This is a genomic window from Paraburkholderia sp. MPAMCS5, from assembly GCF_036016995.1.
Classification (GTDB): domain Bacteria; phylum Pseudomonadota; class Gammaproteobacteria; order Burkholderiales; family Burkholderiaceae; genus Paraburkholderia.
In genome coordinates this window covers 126,184-141,488 of record NZ_JAYXBK010000004.1, presented here as the reverse complement: position 1 = coordinate 141,488, position 15,305 = coordinate 126,184, and the positions used below count along the sequence as shown (strand labels likewise).

11 protein-coding genes are annotated in these 15,305 nt (G+C 65.1%); 9 read left to right on the top strand and 2 right to left on the bottom strand.

The window, feature by feature from the left end; all coding sequences use genetic code 11:
- The first annotated feature begins 14 nt into the window (after nt 1-14).
- Nucleotides 15-977 carry a glycosyltransferase family 2 protein gene (locus VOM14_RS10970; RefSeq protein ID WP_327628732.1) on the top strand — a complete coding sequence of 321 codons (963 nt, stop codon included), beginning with the start codon at nt 15-17 and terminating at the stop codon, nt 975-977.
- Between the two features lie 15 nt (nt 978-992).
- On the opposite strand, the gene VOM14_RS10965 is transcribed toward VOM14_RS10970, so the two are convergent.
- Nucleotides 993-3,671 carry an ATP-binding cassette domain-containing protein gene (locus tag VOM14_RS10965; RefSeq protein ID WP_327628731.1) on the bottom strand — a complete coding sequence of 893 codons (2,679 nt, stop codon included), beginning with the start codon at nt 3,669-3,671 and terminating at the stop codon, nt 993-995.
- 503 nt (nt 3,672-4,174) lie between these two features.
- Between VOM14_RS10965 and VOM14_RS10960 the strand changes: the two genes are divergently transcribed.
- The 8 genes from VOM14_RS10960 (at nt 4,175) to VOM14_RS10925 (ending at nt 13,410) form a co-directional block, all read left to right on the top strand.
- Entirely contained in the window at nt 4,175-5,470 is a 1,296-nt protein-coding gene (locus tag VOM14_RS10960) for a glycosyltransferase family 4 protein (protein WP_327628730.1), read from the top strand.
- Between the two features lie 105 nt (nt 5,471-5,575).
- Nucleotides 5,576-6,181 (top strand): D-glycero-alpha-D-manno-heptose-1,7-bisphosphate 7-phosphatase, encoded by a 606-nt coding sequence (locus VOM14_RS10955; protein ID WP_327628729.1) that lies wholly within the window; start codon nt 5,576-5,578, stop codon nt 6,179-6,181.
- The gene (waaF, locus tag VOM14_RS10950; RefSeq protein WP_327628728.1) at nt 6,178-7,416 is read left to right on the top strand and encodes a lipopolysaccharide heptosyltransferase II; all 1,239 of its coding nucleotides are present in this window, start codon (nt 6,178-6,180) and stop codon (nt 7,414-7,416) included. The genes VOM14_RS10955 and waaF overlap by 4 nt, the downstream gene beginning before the upstream one ends.
- Before the next feature lie 24 nt (nt 7,417-7,440).
- Nucleotides 7,441-9,183, top strand: coding sequence for a carbamoyltransferase family protein (locus VOM14_RS10945; RefSeq protein WP_327628727.1), 1,743 nt, complete (start codon nt 7,441-7,443; stop codon nt 9,181-9,183).
- Entirely contained in the window at nt 9,180-10,259 is a 1,080-nt protein-coding gene (locus tag VOM14_RS10940) for a glycosyltransferase (protein WP_327628726.1), read from the top strand. The genes VOM14_RS10945 and VOM14_RS10940 overlap by 4 nt, the downstream gene beginning before the upstream one ends.
- Complete coding sequence (locus VOM14_RS10935; RefSeq protein WP_327628725.1) at nt 10,256-11,395, top strand: glycosyltransferase family 9 protein; 1,140 nt, start codon at nt 10,256-10,258, stop codon at nt 11,393-11,395. The genes VOM14_RS10940 and VOM14_RS10935 overlap by 4 nt, the downstream gene beginning before the upstream one ends.
- Nucleotides 11,385-12,341 carry a glycosyltransferase family 4 protein gene (locus tag VOM14_RS10930; protein WP_327628724.1) on the top strand — a complete coding sequence of 319 codons (957 nt, stop codon included), beginning with the start codon at nt 11,385-11,387 and terminating at the stop codon, nt 12,339-12,341. The genes VOM14_RS10935 and VOM14_RS10930 overlap by 11 nt, the downstream gene beginning before the upstream one ends.
- Before the next feature lie 49 nt (nt 12,342-12,390).
- Complete coding sequence (locus VOM14_RS10925; RefSeq protein ID WP_327628723.1) at nt 12,391-13,410, top strand: UDP-glucuronic acid decarboxylase family protein; 1,020 nt, start codon at nt 12,391-12,393, stop codon at nt 13,408-13,410.
- Here the strand turns inward: VOM14_RS10925 and VOM14_RS10920 are convergent.
- Nucleotides 13,317-15,167: a RecQ family ATP-dependent DNA helicase gene (locus VOM14_RS10920; RefSeq protein ID WP_327628722.1), complete on the bottom strand. Its 1,851-nt coding sequence runs from the start codon at nt 15,165-15,167 to the stop codon at nt 13,317-13,319. The two genes, VOM14_RS10925 and VOM14_RS10920, sit on opposite strands and share 94 nt — an antisense overlap.
- Nucleotides 15,168-15,305: the final 138 nt, after the last annotated feature.

Below are 15,305 nucleotides of genomic sequence, written 5' to 3'. Positions count from 1 at the left end.
AAGAAAAAATCAGCATGGAAAAAAAATCACCTTCCCGGCGCATTTCGGTCGTCGTTCTGACACACAACCGCGCCGACGAACTTGTGGCAACGCTCGAACGTCTCGTCGCCCTTCCAGAAAACCCGCCCATTTTCGTGGCGGATAACGGCTCAAACGACAATACCGTCGCGCTTGTGAAGACGTTGTTCCCGACCGTATGCATCGTCGAATGCGGGGCGAACCTCGGCGCTGCCGGCCGCAATCGCGCCGCCGCCTGCGTCGGCACCGACTACGTTGCGTTCTGCGACGACGACACCTGGTGGGAACCTGGCTCGCTCGATCGTGCGGTGCAAATCCTCGACGCGTGGCCGAATGTGGGTGTGCTGAGCGCGCGCGTGGTGGTCGGAGAGGAGAAGCTCACCGATCCGACCTGCTCGGCGATGCACGCGAGTCCACTCGGCAGCGAAGGACTGCCAGGCCCTGCATTGATCGGCTATATGGCGGGAGCGTGCGTCTTTCGCACTTCGTTGTTCCGGCGATTAGGCGGTTATGAGCCGCGGCTCTTTATTGGCGGCGAAGAAGAACTCGTCGCGCTCAATGTACTCGCATGCGCTCAGTCCATTGTCTATTGCGATCAGTTGACCGTGCATCATCATCCGTCGCCCTCGCGCGATAGCGGCTTGCGCCGCCGCTCGCTCGCGCGCAATGCCGCGTGGATTGCGTGGCTTCGTTTGCCGTGGCCCGAAGCCTGCCGCGCGACCCTGCACGCGCTCGCGGCCTTCACACACGAAGGCACGCTCGCACGTGACGGTCTCTCGCTGCTGCGCGGCTTTGCATGGACCCTGAGACGCCGCAATGTGGTACCGCATCATGTGCTGGACCTGCGCGAGCGGGTGCGAACCGGCGAGCGGCATGCGGCGACGCCCGCGCCGAACACGCCGAACATGCCGAACATGCACGCGGAGCCGACGGTCAGCAAGGCCGACGTGCAGACGTGAACAGCCGAGGAAGCGTTACGCGCCCGTGCGAGCCGACGCCATCGTGAGATGGCGAATCTCGCCGATCAATTTGTCGGGCGACACGGGCTTCGTCAAATGCGCCTGAAAGCCGGCCATATGCGCGCGCATGCGGTCATCGCCCTGCGCATAGCCCGTCAACGCAATGGCCGGCACGCGGTCCTGCAACGGCAATTGCCGCTCTCCTTCGAGGCGGCGCAAACGACGCAGCACCTCGTAACCGTCTTCATCCGCAAGCACGATGTCGCATAGCAACGCATGCGGCCATTGCGTCGTGTCCGACTGCGCGAGCCAATCCAACGCCTTCTCTCCCGACGATGCGGTGCGCACGCGCGCGCCGTTCGATACGAGCACCGCTTCGAGCGCATCGAGCGCGTCTTCCTGATCGTCGATCGCCATGACGAAGAGGCCTTCGAGCGGCGTCGCGCCGTCGATGTCGGACGCCGGCGGCGGCTGTCCTTGCGAAGCCGCATCGGCCACCGGGCGCAGCGGCAGCATCGCGACGTACGCGAGCCGGCCGTTCAGCGGCAACAGCGTGAAGCTGCCGCCCGCGGCGGCCAGTGCATCTTCCATATAGCGCGCCGCCGCCTGCGAGAGTTCCGCGGGCTTCTCGCCCATGCCGAGCACAGTGACCCACGCGTGATTGTCATGGCGCTCGACACTCAGCGCGATGCGTTGCCCCGGCTTCGCGTGACCGATCTCATTGCGGCACAACTCCGCGATCAGTGGTTGCAGCACGCTGGGGTCGCCGGTCACGCGCAGATCGTTGTCGCTGATCTGGGGATACAGGGTCACGCGCCGCGCCGCGATTTCGTCGTGCAACGAATCGATCACGCCCGCCGTCAACGCCGCGAGACTCACCGACTGCGCGGTCAACTTGCGCTGTGCGTGCTCCAGTTCGCCTTGCTGCCATTGCAACGACCACATCTTCGCGTACACGCCGTCACGCGTAAGCAGTTCGCGGTGCGTGCCCTGTTCGACCACGCGGCCATGCTCCATCACGAGAATCCAGTCGGCGTCCACCACGGTGGACAGCCGGTGCGCGATCACAATCGACGTGCGGCCTTGTGCGAGCCGCGTCAACTCGGTTTGTATCGCGCGCTCGGAACGCGTGTCGAGTGCAGACGTCGCTTCGTCGAAGACGATAATGCGCGGGTCCTTGAGAATGGCGCGAGCAATCGCGATGCGCTGCCGCTCGCCGCCCGAAAGCCGCACGCCGCGCTCGCCCACGCGCGTGTCGTAGTGATCCGGCAGACGCTCGATGAACTCGTCGAGCTGCGCCGCGCGCGCCGCCCGCACCACGTCCGCGCGCGTCGCGGAAGGCCGGCCATACGCGATGTTGTATGCGATCGTGTCGTTGAACAGCACCGTATCCTGCGGCACGATGCCGATAGCTTCGCGCAAGCTCTTCTGCGTGATTTGCCCGATGTCCTGTCCGTCGATGCGAATCGCGCCGTTGCTCGGCTGATAAAGACGAAACAGCAGCTTCACGAGCGTGGACTTGCCCGACCCGCTTCCGCCAACGATCGCGAGCGTCTTGCCCGGATACGCGTGAAAATCCACGTCGCGCAGAATTTGCCGCGCGGGGTCATAACCGAAGTCCACGTGCTCGAATGAAATCTGTCCGGCGGTGACTACTAGCGGCTGCGCGGCGGGTTCGTCGATATCTTCGCCCACGCGCCCGCGCGCGGCGAGAATTTCGAACATGCGCTCCACGTTGACCAACGCGTCGTTGGTCTCGCGAAACACGAATCCGAGCGTATTCAACGGCATGCAAATCTGGATGATGTACGCGTTCACCAGAATCAGATCGCCCACGGTCATGCTCCCGGCCATCACATGCTGGGCGGCCAGCAGCATGATCGCGCCGATGCCGAGCGCGATCACCGCGCTTTGCCCCACGTGCAACGCGGTCAGCGCGTTCTGATTCGCGGTTCGCGCATGCACCCATTTTTCGAGCACGCTGCCGAGGCGCTGCGTTTCCGCCTCTTCGGTCGCGAAGTATTTGACGGTGTCATAGTTAAGCAGACTATCCACGAGACGGCCGTCCGACTGCGCTTCCAGCGCATTCACCGCGCGCTGATAAGCGACGCGCCGCCGCGTGAAGACGAAGGTATAAACGCCATAACACACGAAGGTCGCGGCAATCGCGAGCATGAATTCGCGCGCGTAGTTATGCACCATGATGGCGACGATGGTGGCGATCTCTAAAGCGGTCGGCACGATGGTGAAGAGCGCGACGCCGAGTAAAAAGCCGATGCCGTCCGCGCCCTTTTGCACATCGCGCACGATCGCGCCGGTCTCTCGCTTCGTATGAAAGCGCGCACTCAAACGATGCAGATGCGCGAAAGTCCGCTCGGCAAACGCGGCCACCGTGCGCTGCGTGACGATGCTGAACACCACGTCGCGCGCTTCGTTCAGCGCGTCGCCGAGAAATCGCAGCAGCGCATACGCCAACACGAGAAACACGGGGAAAAGCGCCTGCGCCACGGGATGCCCGAGTTCGTCGACGACATGCTTGAGCACCAGCGGAATCATCACGGTGGAGAGCTTGGCCGCGACCATCAGCAACAGCGCGATCAGCGTCTGGGTGCGAAAACGCCAGACCGCGCGCATCAGGTCGGCGGCAATGCGACGGCTCAACTGGGAACGGGGCAGCGTTGCGGAGTTCGGCATGGTGTCCTTGTGAGGACCGGCGCTAAGCGATTCATCCAGCAGCCGGGTAATGACACGAAGCGGAAATTAAATCGGTATTCAAAGGGCATTTCATCAAACAGCGCGACGAGAATGCGGAAAAAAAGCGCGCGCGCCGAGGCCAGTCACGAGCAAGTGCCGAGCCTGCTCTCCGACAAAACATAGCATGCGCCACGTGCAACCGACCACCAGGATTGCCGCTCGATCGTGAGGAATACGTCGCGTCGTCTGCGATGCGCTGCCCGATTTACATGGCCGAGTGTAGAAAAAGGGAACGCCACACCGTTTTAAACGCGTGAAAAAGGGCACGCCACAGCGCTTCTCCGTACTCCGCACGAGATTGCGCAGCGCGCCTCCCGTTCTCCGACATAGGCACACCACATGCTCTTGCCGGGAGACAGCGTCGTATTGCGCGAGATTCCAGCGGAGTGTCAGCGAAACGCGCCAAGCAGCCCTGCCCATGCCTACCTCGCGAAGGAATGTCAATGAAGATCGCCCTGATCAGCGAACACGCTTCGCCCCTTGCCGTCGCCGGAGGCGTCGATAGTGGAGGACAAAATATTTACGTCGCCAATGTCGCGCGCGAGCTGACGGAAATGGGCCATCAAGTGGATGTGTTCACGCGGCGCGACCGCGCGCTGCTGCCGCTCGTATCGGACATGGAGGGCGTGCGCGTCATTCATGTTCCCGCCGGGCCGCCGAGGCAATTGCCCAAGGAACAACTGCTGCCGTTCATGGATGAGTTCGCGGCGTTTTTGATCGAATTTTTTCGCCGCGAAAAGACGCCGTATGACGTCATGCACGCAAACTTCTTCATGTCGGGCCTCGCGGCGATGAAAGTGAAAGCGGCGCTCGGCGTGCCGCTCGTCACGACGTTTCATGCGCTCGGCCGCGTGCGCCGGGTTCATCAAGGCGCGAACGACGGTTTCCCCGACGAGCGCTTCGCCATTGAAGACGACCTCGTCGCGCAATCCGATGTCGTGGTCGCCGAGTGCCCGCAGGACGAAGCCGATCTGATCGAACACTATCGGGCCGACCCGGCGCGCATCGAAATCGTGCCTTGCGGCTTCGACGCCGACGAGTTTCATCCGATGGAGCGCGCCGTCGCGCGCGAGGCGCTCGGCTGGCAGCAGGATCAGTTCACCGTGCTGCAACTCGGCCGCCTCGTGCAGCGCAAGGGCATCGACAATGTGGTGCGCGGCGCGGGCGTGCTGAAGAAAGCGTTCAGAACCTCGGCGCAACTCTACGTGGTGGGCGGCAACTCCGACGCGCCCAATGAGATGGCCACGCCGGAGATCGCGCGCTTGCGCGGCATCGCACAGGAATGCGGCGTGGCCGAGCAGACGCACTTCGTCGGGCGGCGCGGACGCGCGCAATTGCGCTACTTCTACAGCGCGGCGGACGTATTCGTCACGACGCCGTGGTACGAGCCGTTCGGCATCACGCCGGTCGAGGCGATGGCTTGCGGCACGCCCGTGATCGGCGCCGATGTCGGCGGAATCCGCTATTCAGTGCTCGACGGCATCACCGGTTTTCTCGTGCCGCCGCGCGATCCGGCCGCGCTCGCCGCGCGTCTGGATCTGTTGCGGCGCGACACCGCGCTCGCGCGCCGCATGGGCGAAGCGGGCCTCGAACGCGCGCGCAAGGAGTTCACATGGCGTGGCGTGGGCGAATCGCTCGCGCAAATCTACATGCGCACCGCGCGCCTCGTGCCAAACCGCACCGCCGAAGAACGCGTGGCGGTTCCAATGCGGGCCGCAGCGGGCGCGTCGTTCCGTTAGGAGGCCGCGTCACGCCGCTAGCACAGCCTGGTTTTGCCGAGCCGCAGGCGCACACCCTGTTCGCCTGCGGCAATTCGCTCACGTTTTTCCGCACAGGCTCTCATCATGCTGCAACCCGCTGTGTTTCTCGACAAGGACGGCACGTTGCTCGACGACGTGCCCTACAACATCCAACCCTCGCTGATGCGCCTCGCACCCGGCGCGCGCGAAGCGTTGACGCTGCTCGCGAGCCAGCCTTTCACGCTGTTTGTGATCAGCAATCAATCAGGCGTCGCGCTCGGCAAATTCGCGCGCGCGTCGTTAAAGGATGTGGAAGCCGAACTCGCGCGCGTGTTCGCCGTGTGCGGCGCATCGCTTTCCGGCGCGTACTGGTGCCCGCATCATCCGGAAGGCACCGTGGCCCCTTACGCGACCGCGTGCGATTGCCGCAAGCCCGCTCCCGGCCTGCTGTTGCGCGCGGCCCGCGAACACCGGCTCGATCTCGCGCGAAGCTGGTTCATCGGCGACATTCTCGACGATGTGGAAGCGGGCAATCGCGCCGGCTGCCGCACGATTCTGCTCGACAACGGCCATGAAACCGAGTGGATCGAAGGGCCCAAGCGCGTGCCCACCGCGCGCGCCCCGGACCTGTACGAAGCGGCGCGGATCGTCGCGCGTAGTGTCGGCGAAGCGTCGCGCGCCGCGCCCGCCGGCGAGGAAGCCGCTCAATGAATGGGCCGCATCTGATCCCGCAACCGACGCTTGCTCACGCCCGCGTCGCCGAAGCGCCGCAGCTCGCGCATTGGGGCGAGGACGTGAAGCGCATTCTGTGCGTGCGGCTCGACAATCTCGGCGACGTGCTGATGACCACGCCCGCGCTGCACGCGTTGCGCGAGTCCGCGCCGGGGCGCCATATCACGTTGCTCGCGTCGCGCAGCGGCGTGGCGCTCACACCGTTTCTCGACGACGTCGACGACGTGATCGAATACGAAGCGCCGTGGGTCGCGAGTGCGCACACGAACACCCGTTCGCTCGCCGACGACCAGCACATGCAGGAGCGTTTGCGCCGTGGCGGCTTCGACGCGGCCGTGATCTTCACCGTCTATAGCCAGAGCCCGTTGCCCGCGGCCATGCTGTGTTATCTCGCCGGTATTCCGCGGCGGCTCGCGCATTGCCGCGAAAACCCGTATGCGCTGCTCACCGATTGGCTTCGCGAACCCGAGCCGCAACAGCGCACGCGCCACGAAGTGGAACGCCAGCTCGACCTCGTGCGCCAGGTCGGCGCGCGCGCGCCCGACACGCGCATGCGCTTCGCGGTGCGAAAGAAAGATCGCGAGACGCTCCGCGCGCAACTCGCCGCGCGAGGCGTGCACGGCGAAATGCCATGGATCGTGCTGCATCCCGGCGCCACCGCCGCGTCGCGCCGCTATCCGCCCGAGCGCTTCGGCCAGGTGGCGACGCGCCTCGCGCGCGAGACCGGCGCGCCACTGCTTATCACGGGCAGCGCGAGCGAGCGAGCGCTCGTCGAAGCGGTGCTGGCCGCCGCTTCGCCCGACGTTCGCGCGCAACTGCACGACCTGAGCGGCACGCTCACGCTCGGCGAACTTGCGGCGTTGATCGAACCCGCGAGCGTACTCGTGTCTAACAACAGCGGGCCTGTGCATCTCGCCTCCGCGCTCGGCACGCCGGTGGTCGATCTATATGCATTGACCAATCCACAGCACACGCCGTGGCAAACGCCGCAGCGCGTGTTGTTTCGCGATGTCGAATGCCGCTGGTGCTATCGCAGCGTGTGTCCGCAACATCATCACGCGTGCCTGCTCGGCGTGACGCCTGCCGAAGTCGTGCAGGCGGCGCTGGAGTTGCGCGCCGCAGCGCTGACCCGCCCGTGCAGCTTGCCCGGTCAGCCCAACGCCCATCACGGCGACGCGGTTCCGCCGCGCGCCGATGAACCCGTGGCGCCCTGAAACCCACTCTCACTGCGAACGCCCATGTACACACTCGGAATCAATGCCGTCTATCACGACAGCGCCGCAGCCCTGCTGCGCGATGGTGTGGTGCTCGCCGCCGCCGAAGACGAACGCTTCACGCACGTCAAGCATGCGAAGCGCCCCGTGCCGTTCTCGACCTGGCAACTGCCGTTCGACGCCATCGACTATTGCCTGAAAGCCGCCGGCATCACGCTCGCCGACGTCGATCATGTCGCCTACTCGTACGATCCGAGCCTCTTCGGCGGCATGCCCACGCGTCCCGGCGCGACCATCGAACTGCCGTTCGATCCGGCCACACACCTGACGAACCCGTCCGCGTCGCCGTGGGACCCGCTCTTTCTCAGCTACATTGCGAACGCCAAGGGGCAATTGCTCGACGGCGCGCCTCATCATCTGCGCAAGCGTTTTCAAGGCGTGGATCGCGAGAACGGCTTCAAGTGGCATTTCGTCGACCATCATCTCGCGCATGAGGCGAGTGCGTTTCTCGCCGCGCCTTTCGAAGACACCGCCGTGCTCACCATGGACGGCCGCGGCGAAGGCGTGACGACCAGCATGGGGCAATTCGTCGGCGGCGAATACACGCGGCTCAAACAGGTCGAGTTGCCGCATTCGCTCGGTCTGCTCTATGAAGCCGTGACGGACTGGCTCGGCTTCCTGCACTCGTCGGACGAATACAAGGTGATGGCGCTCGCCTCGTACGGCAAGCCGGAACATGTCGACGTGTTCCGCGACATCGTGCGCTATCGCGGCGACGGCAGCTATACCGTCGACGCGCCGCGCCTCGTGCAACGCTTCGGCCCGGCGCGCGAACGCGGCGGCCCGCTCGAACAGCGTCACTTCGACATCGCGCATTCGTTGCAGCGCGTGCTGGAGGAAACGGTGCTGCAACTCGCGGGCTGGCTGCACGAAAAGACCGGCTTGAGCAGACTCAGCATGGCGGGCGGCGTCGCGCTGAACTGCGTGATGAATTCGAAGCTGCGCGACGCGGGCCCGTTCGAAGACGTGTGGGTCCAACCCGCAGCCGGCGACGCGGGCACCGCGCTAGGCGCCGCGCTCTGGACCGACTATCGCGAGCGCAGCGCGCGCGGCGACCGCACGCGTCATTGGACGATGGATCACGCGTACCTCGGCCCCGACTATCCTGAAGCCGAAATCGAACAGTTTCTGCAATGGTCGAAGGTGCCGTATCGGCGGCTTCGGGACATTGCCGGCGAAACCGCCGATCTGCTGGCAAACGGCAAGGTGATCGGCTGGTATCAGGGCCGCACGGAGTTCGGTCCGCGGGCGCTCGGCGCGCGTTCGATCCTCGCGTCGCCGGTCGATCCGCACATGCAGGCCAAACTCAACGAGATCAAGGACCGCGAGGACTTCCGTCCCGTTGCGCCCGTCGTGATGGAAGAGCATGCGAGCGAATGGTTCGTGAACGGCAAGGTCGCGCCGTTCATGCTGTTCGTGTTCGACGTGCAGGCTGACAAGGCCGCGCGCATTCCCGCCGTGCGTCACGTGGACGGCACGGCGCGCGTGCAGACCGTGAACCGCTCGCAGCATCCGCTGTACTACGATCTGCTGGCCGCGTTCAACGCGCGCACCGGCGTGCCGATTCTGGTCAACACGTCGTTCAATACGCGCGGTGAGCCCATGGTGAATTCGCCGCGCGATGCCGTGGAATCGTTCTGGACTTCGCCGCTCGACGCGCTCGTGATCGGTCCGTTCCTCGTCGAGAAAGGAGGGAGCAGCGCATGAGCCCCTCCGCTACGGGACCGATCGACGTGCGAGGCAGTTTCGGCAGCCTGCACAGCGTGGCCGAACCGCTTGTCGCCGACCATCCGGGCGTGCTGCTCGCGAACCGGGACGTGTCGGTGGTCGTGCCGACTTATCGCCGCCCCGACATGCTTGCGAAGTGTCTGGGCGCGCTCGCCGAACAGGACTTTCCCGCCGACCGCTACGAAATCGTGGTCTGCGACGACGGCCCCGACGACGCGACGCGCGACTGCGTGACGCGTTTCGCCGACGAGCAGGCGCGGCGCGGCCTCTCCGTGCGCTACGTGCCGGTCACGCGCACGCAAGGGCCGGCCGGCGCGCGCAATGCGGGCTGGCAACTGGCGCGCTCGCCGGTAATCGCCTTCACCGACGACGACACGTTGCCCGATCCGCACTGGCTCGAAGAAGGACTGACCGCGATTCGCCAGGACGCGGCCGCCGCCGCGGGCAGAATCGTCGTGCCGCTGCCCGACTCGCCGACCGACTACGAAGCCGACGCGAGCGGCCTCGAACGCGCCGAGTTCGCGACCGCCAATGTATTCGTCGCGCGCAGTTTTCTGACGCTGACAGGCGGCTTCGACGAACGCTTCACGTCGGCGTGGCGCGAAGATTCCGACCTGCAATTCGCGCTGCTGCAAGCCGGTGGCAAGATCGTGCGAGCGAGCAATGCGATCGTGGTGCATCCCGTGCGTCCCGCGCGCTGGGGCGTCAGCATCTCGCAGCAGAAGAAGAGCCAGTTCGACGCGCTGCTCTACAAGAAGCATCCCGAACTGTTCAGAACACGCATTCGCTCGGCGGCTCCGCTGCTCTATTACCTGATTCTGTGCGCGGCGGTGGCCGCCGTGATTGGCGCGTCGATCGGCGACGGCAACACCTTGACGATCGCCTTGCTGGTGTGGGCCGCGCTCACGTCATGGTTCTGCGTGGCGCGTTTGCGCGGGCGGGACCGCAGCTTGCGGCATATCGCCGAAATGGCATGGACCTCCGTCCCCATTCCGTTCCTCTCGATCTTCTGGAGGCTCTACGGTGCTGTCCGTTACAAGGTGTTCTTTCTATGAATGCAGCCCCGTCTCTCGCCACGCTCGCGCCGCGTCGCATTGTCGTCTTTCGCGCGCTGCAGCTCGGCGACATGCTGTGCGCGGTGCCGGCCTTGCGCGCATTGCGCGCCGCCGCGCCGCGCGCGCATATCGCGCTGATCGGCTTGCCTTGGGCGCAAACGTTTGTCGAGCGTTACGCGGATCTCGTCGACGAACTGATCGTGTTTCCTGGCGCCGAGGGATTTCCTGAGCAGCCCGAAACAAATCGCGATCTTCCCGCGTTTCATGAGCGGATGCGCGCGCGGCGTTTCGATCTGGCAATCCAGTTGCACGGCAGCGGCGGCATCGCGAACGATCTGCTGCTTCAGTTCGGCGCGCGCGCTTACGCGGGCTTCGTGCAGCCGCACGAGCCGCGACGCGACGGTGTGTTCATCGCGTGGCCCGACGAATTGCCGGAGTCCGAGCGCTACCTTGCATTGATGAGCGCGCTCGGCGCAACGCCCGAGGACCGGCGCCTGTCGTTTCCGCTCGGCGATAGCGACGGCGACGAATACGCGGCCATCGCGGCCACGCACGGCATCGAAGCGCACCGTCTCGTGCTGGTTCATCCTGGCGCGCAATTGCCGTCGCGCCGCTGGCCCGCCGAACGTTTCGCCGAAGTCGCGGATCAGCTCGCCGCCGACGGCTGGCAGATCGCGATCACGGGCACCGCCGCCGAAGCGTCGCTCACCGGCGCGGTGCTGGGCGCGATGACGGCGCCCGCGTTGCATGTGGCCGGCACGACCTCGCTCGGCGGACTGGCCGCGCTGGTCGCGCACGCGCGGCTCGTCGTGTGCAACGACACCGGCATCTCGCACATTGCCGCGGCCATGGCCACTGCCTCGGTCGTGATCGCCTCGGGCAGCGATACCCGGCGCTGGGCGCCGCTCGACCATGCGCGGCATCGCGTGCTCGCGGACTATCCGCCGTGCCGTCCGTGCATGTTTCGCGAGTGCCCGTACGGCCATCCCTGCGCGCTCAACATCGGCGTCGATCAGGTGGTGGAGACAGCGCGCGCGCAACTCGCCGAAGTGCGCGGCGCGTGCCCTGCCGCGCCCTACGCATTGCATGCACCGGCCGCAGCCGAGCCCGTCGAGGAGTTTCATCATGCTGCGTAACTGCCGCCGCCTGCGCGTGCTGACATGGCATGTGCACGGCAACTATCTGTACTACCTGACCCAGGCGCCGCACGACTTCTATCTGGTCACGAAGCCCGGCAATCCGCCCGGCTACGCAGGCAAGGTGGGGGTGCTGCCGTGGGGCGACAACGTGCATGAAATCCACGCGGACGATGTGCCCGATCAGGAATTCGACGTGATCCTGTATCAGCACAAGACCCATTGGGAATACGACCGCGAGCATGTGTTGAGCGAAGCGCAGCGGCGTTTGCCGCGCGTGTATATCGAACACGATCCGCCGCAGGACAACCCGTTTCAGCAATGGCATTGGGTGGACGACCCGGACACGCTGCTGGTTCACGTCACGCACTTCAATCAGTTGATGTGGGATTGCGGCGTGACGCCCACGCGCGTGATCGAGCACGGCGTGGTGGTGCCCGAAGGCGTGCACTATAGCGGCGAACTGGAACGCGGCATCGTGGTCGTGAATCATCTCGCGCAGCGTGGCCGCCGGCTCGGCGCCGACGTCTTCGCCGAAGCGCGCACGCGCGTGCCGCTCGATCTGGTCGGCATGGATGCGGAGCGGCTCGACGGCCTCGGCGAAATCGGCAATCTGGAGCTGGCCGCGTTCAGCGCGCGCTATCGCTTCTTTTTCAATCCGATTCGCTGGACGAGTCTCGGTCTCGCGATTGTCGAAGCCATGACGATCGGCATGCCGATCGTCGGCCTCGCGACCACCGAACTCGCAACCGTGATTCGCAATGGCGAAAACGGCTTCGTGCACACGGACGTGAACGCGCTTGTCAACGCGATGCACGAGCTGATCCGCGATCCCGCCGAAGCGCGGCGTCTCGGCGAAGGCGCGCGGCGCACCGCGCTGGAGCGCTTTCACATCGACCGTTTTGCGCAGGACTGGCACGACGTATTGCAGCAAGTGACGACCTGAACCCGAGCGTGAGCCGAACTCCGCCGAACCCTCACAAGGACGATGCAAAATGAAAGAACTCACCCGCAAGCGGATTCTCGTCACGGGCGGCGCCGGCTTTCTCGGCTCGCATCTGTGCGAGCGGCTCGTCACGCAAGGCCACGACGTGCTGTGCGTCGATAACTTCTATACGGGCACGAAGGACAACATCGCGCATCTGCTCGACTGCGCGAATTTCGAGCTGATGCGTCACGACGTGACCTTTCCGCTTTACGTCGAGGTGGATGAAATCTACAACCTCGCCTGCCCTGCTTCGCCGATCCACTATCAGCACGATCCGGTGCAGACCACGAAGACGAGCGTGCATGGCGCGATCAACATGCTCGGCCTCGCGAAGCGCGTGAAGGCAAAGATCTTCCAGGCATCGACGAGCGAAGTGTATGGCGACGCCCTCGTGCATCCGCAGAAAGAAGACTACTGGGGCCACGTGAATCCCATCGGCCCGCGCTCCTGTTACGACGAGGGCAAGCGCTGCGCCGAAACGCTCTTTGTGGATTACCGCCGTCAACATGGACTGTCGATCCGTATCGCCCGAATCTTCAATACGTATGGGCCGCGCATGCACCCCGCCGATGGCCGCGTCGTATCGAACTTCATGATGCAGGCGCTGCGCGGCGATCCGGTCACGGTCTATGGCGACGGCTCGCAAACGCGCTCGTTCTGCTATGTGGACGACATGATCGACGCCTTCATCCGCTTGATGAATACTGCCGACGATCCCGGCGGTCCGGTCAATCTCGGGAATCCCCACGAAGTCAGCATGCGCGAGATCGCGCAACGGATCGTCGCGATTACCGGCTCGACGTCACCGCTCGAATTGCATCCGCTGCCGACCGACGACCCGTGGCATCGTCAGCCGGATATTTCGCGCGCCCGCGAGTTGCTCGGCTGGCAGCCGCAAACGTCGCTCGGCGAGGGTCTGAAGGAAACCGCGCGTTACTTCCGCGCGCGGATCGAGGCGACCTCGGCGGCGGGTTCCGCGGCGACTTCCGCCTGCAAGCCCGAAGCTCGGCGTTCCGCCCTGACGTAACTCGCGAGAAACGTGCGGGTGCTGCCGTCGGGAAACTGCACGGCCACCTGCTCGCCGCTCGCGAGCGCCACCTCGCCCGCGCCATAGCGCGGCACGCGCACCGCATCGCCGGGCGCCCAGACAGGTTGGTTTCGCAGCTCCTTTTTTTTTCCGCGCGAAGAGGCGTTGCCCGCTAAGGTTTCCCCGGCAACGATCGCATTCGGCGCGACGTCGATGTGCGGCGGATGCACGCAGTTATCGCAGACGCCGCAGCGCTCGAGAGCGGGCGTGTCGCCGTAATAGTCGAGAATCGCGCGCCAGCGGCACTGGCCGGTTTGCGCATAATCGATCATCTGTTGCAGCGTTTGCCTGTCGTGCGCGCTCATCTGTTCGAATTGCGCGGCGGCTTCGGCGATCATGTCGCGTGCGGATTTCCGAGCGCCTTCATGCGCTCGCCGCTCTCGTCGCTCTCTCCCATCACGCAGACCATAGCGGCGTTGCCGGTCGCGGCCCGCGACCCGCGCATCGACCAGCATGTTCAGCGCGACTTCCAGTTTGCCCGCGCCCACATCCGGCAAGGCCGCTTTGAGCGCGGCCAGCGTGACGCCTGCGGGTTCTTCGGCGACGTGCGCGGCCAGCGTGTCGTATACGCGTTGCGCGAGTTCGGCGCTCGGATAGCGTCCCGCGAGAAAGAACTGCTGGATGCGCCGGTCGTTCAGATCGAAGAGCAGCACGCAATCGGCCGCTTCGCCGTCCCGGCCCGCGCGGCCCGTTTCCTGATAATAAGCGTCGAGACTGCCGGGCATCTGGTAGTGAATGACAAAGCGTATATCCGCTTTGTCGATGCCCATGCCGAAAGCGTTGGTCGCGATCATCAGGCGCGTGCCGCCGGACATGAACCGCTCCTGGGCTTCCTCGCGCGCGGCGCCCCGCATGCGGCCGTGATAGCGCGACACCGACTCGCCGGCTTCCTTCATCCAGCCGTGAATCCGCTCGACATCGCGCACGGTGGCCGCGTAGACAATGCCCGCGCCCTCGAACGATGCAACCAGCTTCGACAACTGCTCGCGTTTGGCGGCCATCGCGCGCGCCGCGCCGTCCTTGCCGCCCGCCGCGCTGACCTGCACCACGCGATAGCGCAGATTCTCGCGATACGTGCCGGTTCGCACCACACACGGATCGCGCAAGGCAAGCGAATGCACGATGTCGTCGATCACACGCTGCGTCGCCGTGGCGGTCAACGCGAGCACCGTGGGTTGACCGAGCGCCTTCACCGCGGCCGCGATCTCCAGAAACGCGGGGCGAAAATCGTGTCCCCATTGCGACACGCAATGCGCTTCGTCCACCACTACCAGACCGACCCGATTCTCGGGGCGCGTGCGCAATGTCGCGATGAAAGTCGGTTGCGCGAGACGCTCCGGCGTCACGAACACAATGCCGCTCTCGCCCGCCGCGATCCGTTGCAGCGCCTCGCGTTCGGCGCGACTGCGCAGCGTGCTGTTCACCAGCGTGCAGTCGATGCCGGCCGCGAGCAGCTTGTCGGCCTGGTCCTTCATCAAGGCAATCAATGGCGAGACCACCAGCGTCATGCCGGTGAGATGCAGCGCAGGCAACTGATAGCACAGCGACTTGCCCGCGCCGGTCGGCATCGTGGCCAGCGTGTCGTGGTGCTGCAACACGCTGCGAATGATGTCCTCCTGGCCCGCGCGCAAACGCGCGATGCCGAACATGTCGCGCATGGTCTTGCGCATGCTGCGAAGCCGTTGATCGACTGTCATGATGGAATGCCGCTGTCCTTGCGGGCGCGCTCGCCCGCCGCCATGTGAAAGTGAAATGCCCGACCGCCATGCCGTGTCTCCGCGCTCACGGCTTTCGCTTCATCCTGATTCCGACGTCACGGCAGCGGATGAACCGTC

Excerpts from the sequence above, each read along its gene's own strand:
- VOM14_RS10970 (WP_327628732.1), top strand. The coding sequence starts at position 15 with ATGGAAAAAAAATCACCTTCCCGGCGCATTTCGGTCGTCGTTCTGACA.
- VOM14_RS10940 (WP_327628726.1), top strand. The coding sequence starts at position 9,180 with ATGAGCCCCTCCGCTACGGGACCGATCGACGTGCGAGGCAGTTTCGGC.
- VOM14_RS10965 (WP_327628731.1), bottom strand. The coding sequence starts at position 3,671 with ATGCCGAACTCCGCAACGCTGCCCCGTTCCCAGTTGAGCCGTCGCATT.
- VOM14_RS10925 (WP_327628723.1), top strand. The coding sequence starts at position 12,391 with ATGAAAGAACTCACCCGCAAGCGGATTCTCGTCACGGGCGGCGCCGGC.
- waaF (WP_327628728.1), top strand. The coding sequence starts at position 6,178 with ATGAATGGGCCGCATCTGATCCCGCAACCGACGCTTGCTCACGCCCGC.
- VOM14_RS10935 (WP_327628725.1), top strand. The coding sequence starts at position 10,256 with ATGAATGCAGCCCCGTCTCTCGCCACGCTCGCGCCGCGTCGCATTGTC.
- VOM14_RS10945 (WP_327628727.1), top strand. The coding sequence starts at position 7,441 with ATGTACACACTCGGAATCAATGCCGTCTATCACGACAGCGCCGCAGCC.
- VOM14_RS10930 (WP_327628724.1), top strand. The coding sequence starts at position 11,385 with ATGCTGCGTAACTGCCGCCGCCTGCGCGTGCTGACATGGCATGTGCAC.
- VOM14_RS10920 (WP_327628722.1), bottom strand. The coding sequence starts at position 15,167 with ATGACAGTCGATCAACGGCTTCGCAGCATGCGCAAGACCATGCGCGAC.
- VOM14_RS10960 (WP_327628730.1), top strand. The coding sequence starts at position 4,175 with ATGAAGATCGCCCTGATCAGCGAACACGCTTCGCCCCTTGCCGTCGCC.
- VOM14_RS10955 (WP_327628729.1), top strand. The coding sequence starts at position 5,576 with ATGCTGCAACCCGCTGTGTTTCTCGACAAGGACGGCACGTTGCTCGAC.